Consider the following 4047-nt stretch of genomic DNA (forward strand, 5'->3'; position numbering starts at 1 on the left):
GACTGGACCACCGCTATCGGGAGCAAGCCCCCTCTCACAGGGGATCTCCAGTGTTCAGGAGATCGGATCAGTTGTTATCGATATCCACATGCCGCGTTTCCTTGAGGCAGAACAACCCCACGACCAAGCTCACCCCGGTCACCACTACCGGATACCACAAGCCATAGAAGATATCGCCGGTGTACACCACCAAGGCAAACGACACCGTCGGCAGGAACCCGCCAAACCAGCCATTCCCGATATGGTAGGGCAGCGACATCGAGGTGTAGCGGATACGCGTCGGGAACAGCTCCACCATCAACGCCGCCAGTGGGCCGTAGCACATGGCTGCAATCAGGATCAGCACCACGATCAGCACCACCACCATCACTTTGTTGACCTGGGCCACATCCGCCGATGTCGGGTAACCGGCCAATGTCACCGCGCCACGCAGGGCGGCTTCGTCGAAACCGTCGATGCGTACATCACCCACGCTCACCTGCACCGGGCTGCCCGTCGGGGCGGCGGCGCTGTGGTACGGCAAGCCCTGTTTGACCAGGAAGGTCTTGACCTTGTCGCACGGACTGTCAAAACGCGCCTTGCCCACCGGGTCGAACTGGAAGGTGCAGGTGGCAGGATCAGCCAGCACGGTGATCGGTGCCTGGCGGCTGGCCTGGTCCATCGCCGGGTTGGTGTAGTGGGCCAGACCCTTGAAGATCGGGAAGTAAAGCACCGTCGCCAGCAACAGGCCGAGCATCAGCACCGGCTTGCGGCCGAGCTTGTCCGACAGCCAGCCAAACAGGATAAAGAACGGCGCACCGATCACCACACTGATGATCAGCAGCATATTGGCCAAGGCCGGGTCCATCTTCAGGAATTGGGTGAGGAAGAACAGCACATAGAACTGCGCGGCATAGAAAGTGACCGCTTGCCCACCGTTGATGCTGAACAGGGCAATCAACACCACCTTGAGGTTTTCCCATTTGCCGAAGGATTCACGGATCGGCGATTTACTCGCCTTGCCTTCCTCCTTCATCTTCAGGAATGCTGGCGACTCATGCAGGCTCATGCGAATCCAGGTGGAAATGCCCAGCAGCACGATGGAAAACAGGAACGGAATACGCCAGCCCCACACCTCGAACTGGTCACCTGTGAAATAACGACAGGCCAGCACCACCAGCAATGACAGCAGCAGCCCAATGGTGGCGGTGGATTGAATCCAACTGGTGTGCAAACCGCGTTTGCCAGCGGGAGCGTGTTCAGCCACGTAGGTGGCCGCGCCGCCGTATTCACCGCCCAGTGCCAGGCCCTGCAGCATGCGCAACACGATCAGGATGATCGGCGCGGCGATGCCAATGCTGGCGTAGTTTGGCAACAGTCCGACGCAGAAGGTCGCCACGCCCATCAGGATGATGGTGACAAGGAAGGTGTATTTGCGCCCGATCATGTCCCCCAGGCGGCCGAACACCAGCGCGCCGAACGGCCGCACCACAAAGCCTGCGGCAAAGGCCATCAAGGCAAAGATAAACGCGGTGGTGTCGTTGACCCCGGCAAAGAACTGCTTGCTGATCACCGCCGCCAGGGCGCCGTAGAGGAAAAAGTCATACCACTCGAACACCGTGCCAAGGGACGAGGCGAAGATGACTTTCTTTGAATCGTTGTTGGTGCTCGCATCGATTACCGAGCCCAAGGGTTGAGCATGTTCTGACATCGGGTAGCCCTCACAGTGATTATTTATTGTTGTTCCACTGTCGGCGCCGGGTACGGCGCCGCTATTCAGATTGCATGTACCAGTTCGTTCGCAGGTGCGAGGCTCCTTGTATTCGGCGACAGGATCAGCTGCGCGGCTTTCTCAGCGATCATCAGTGTAGGTGAGCAGGTGTTGCCGGACGTGATGCGCGGCATGATCGAGGCGTCGGCGATGCGCAGGCCGGGTACCCCATGCACCCGCAGTTGCGCGTCGACCACAGCGTCTTGGTCAGCGCCCATGCGGCAGGTGCCCACCGGATGGAAGATCGTGGTGCCGATACGTGCGGCGGCTTCGTGCAGTTGCTCTTCGGTTTGCAGCGCGTCACCGGGCAGGTATTCCACCGGGTTGAATGGGCTCAGCGCTGGCGCGGCCACGATCCGTCGAGTCAGGCGAATCGCGTCGGCGGCCACCCGCAGGTCTTCCGGGTGGCTGAGGTAATTGGGCCGGATCAACGGGGCATCCGCCGGGTTGGCCGAACGGATATCGACGCGGCCACGGCTTTGCGGGCGCAGGTCGCAGACCGATGCGGTAAACGCCGGAAACCCGTGCAGCGGTTCGCCAAAACGCTCCAGGGACAGCGGTTGCACATGGTATTCAAGGTTAGCCGAGGTCTGTTCCGGGCCGGAGCGGGCAAACGCGCCAAGCTGGCTGGGCGCCATCGACAATGGGCCACTGCGGTCATACAGGTAGCGCAGGCCCATGCCCATCTTGCCCCACAGGCTGCCTGCGATCTGGTTCAGGGTGCGCGCGTTTTCCAGCTTGTAGATCAGCCGCAGTTGCAGGTGATCCTGCAGGTTACCGCCGACTCCCGGCAGTTCATGCAGCACATTGATACCCAACGGCTTGAGCACATTCGACGGGCCAATCCCCGAACGTTGCAGGATGCCCGGTGAGCCCACGGAGCCGGCGCACAGCACGATTTCCTTGCGCGCTTTCCAACTGACTGGCTGGCCATGCTGACGCCCGACAACGCTGGATGCCCGGCCGTTTTCCAGCAACACGCGGTCGACTTCCACCTCGGTCAGCACGGTGAGGTTGGGGCGCTGGCGGACTGGCTTGAGAAACGCCTTCGCCGCGTTCCAGCGCACGCCGGCCTTCTGGTTGACCTGGAAATAGCCGCAACCTTCGTTATCGCCCTGGTTGAAATCACTGATCGACGCAATACCGCTTTGCGCCGCCGCATCGCGAAAGGCATCCAGGATCGGCCAGTGCAGGCGTTGCTGTTCAACGCGCCACTCGCCGCCGTCGCTGTGGAACGCCGAGTTGCCGGCAAAATGGTTTTCGCTCTGCTTGAACAGCGGCAACACGTCTTGCCAAGCCCAACCCGGGTTGCCGGCTGCGGCCCATCCGTCGTAATCCTTAGCCTGGCCGCGCATGTAGATCATGCCGTTGATGGACGAGCAACCACCCAGCACCTTGCCTCGCGGGTAACTCAGCGCACGGCCTTGCAGGCCTTCCTGGGCTTCGGTCTTGAAGCACCAGTCGGTACGCGGATTGCCGATGCAGAACAGGTAGCCGACGGGGATATGAATCCAGGGGTAATTGTCACGGCCACCGGCTTCCAGCAACAGGACGCGGTGGGCGGGGTTGGCGGACAGCCGATTAGCCAGCAGGCAGCCGGCGGGGCCAGCACCTACGACGATGTAATCGTATTCAGCAGTTGCTATGGGCATCTGGGGTCTCGCTTGTTTTTCTTATTGGCTCCATCCTAGTTGTTAGTTTTCGTCTTAAAAATGTTAGTTTTTACCCAGCTGCTGTGCGTTTTTAAACAGCGTGTGCCGGGCTTGGGCAAGGGAGGCGAGATGTTCGACTGGAATGACCTGCGGTATTTCCTTGAGTTGCAGCGCAGTGGCCGCCTGCTCACCGCCGCGCAGCGCCTGAAGACTACCCACGCCACCGTGGCCCGGCATATCGAAGCCATCGAAAAGAGCCTCGGCACGGCACTGTTCGTGCAGCATGCCCAGGGCTACGAGCTGACGCCTGCAGGCGAAGCCCTGCTCAAGCACGCCGAAGCCATGGAAAACGTCGCGCTGCTGGCCGAAGACGAACTCACCCATTCGGCCGCTCCCTTGGGCAAGATCCGCCTCGGCGTGGCTGAAGGCCTGGGTGTGATGTTCCTGGCCGGGCGCATGGGCGGGCTGTTCGAGCGCTATCCTGGGCTGGAAGTGGAGCTGGTGGCGGTGCCGCGCTTTGTCAGCATCCTCAACCGCGAAGCGGAAATCAGCATCCACCTCGAACGCCCCAGCGTCGACCAACTCGTCACCCGCAAGCTCACCGATTACCGCCTCGCGCTCTACGCCAGCCGTGCCTACCTGGAC

At 61.1% G+C, this 4047-nt stretch carries 3 protein-coding genes; 1 reads left to right on the forward strand and 2 read right to left on the reverse strand.

Annotation, left to right across the window (positions count from 1 at the left end):
- Positions 1-67: 67 nt before the first annotated feature.
- The gene (locus tag ACRESD_RS24755) at positions 68-1690 is read right to left on the reverse strand and encodes an MFS transporter (RefSeq protein WP_431753317.1); all 1623 of its coding nucleotides are present in this window, start codon (positions 1688-1690) and stop codon (positions 68-70) included.
- Between the two features lie 65 nt (positions 1691-1755).
- Complete coding sequence (locus ACRESD_RS24760; RefSeq protein WP_431753318.1) at positions 1756-3402, reverse strand: GMC family oxidoreductase; 1647 nt, start codon at positions 3400-3402, stop codon at positions 1756-1758.
- 129 nt (positions 3403-3531) lie between these two features.
- Here ACRESD_RS24760 and ACRESD_RS24765 point away from each other — a divergent pair.
- Positions 3532-4047: LysR family transcriptional regulator (locus ACRESD_RS24765; protein WP_431753319.1), on the forward strand; the 516-nt coding region annotated here is incomplete at its 3' end.

This window comes from Pseudomonas sp. (assembly GCF_050739995.1).
Classification (GTDB): Bacteria; Pseudomonadota; Gammaproteobacteria; order Pseudomonadales; family Pseudomonadaceae; genus Aquipseudomonas.

What these genes read in the sequence shown, in the direction of transcription:
- ACRESD_RS24755 (WP_431753317.1), bottom strand. Translation starts at nt 1,690, where the DNA reads ATGTCAGAACATGCTCAACCCTTGGGCTCGGTAATCGATGCGAGCACC.
- ACRESD_RS24760 (WP_431753318.1), bottom strand. Translation starts at nt 3,402, where the DNA reads ATGCCCATAGCAACTGCTGAATACGATTACATCGTCGTAGGTGCTGGC.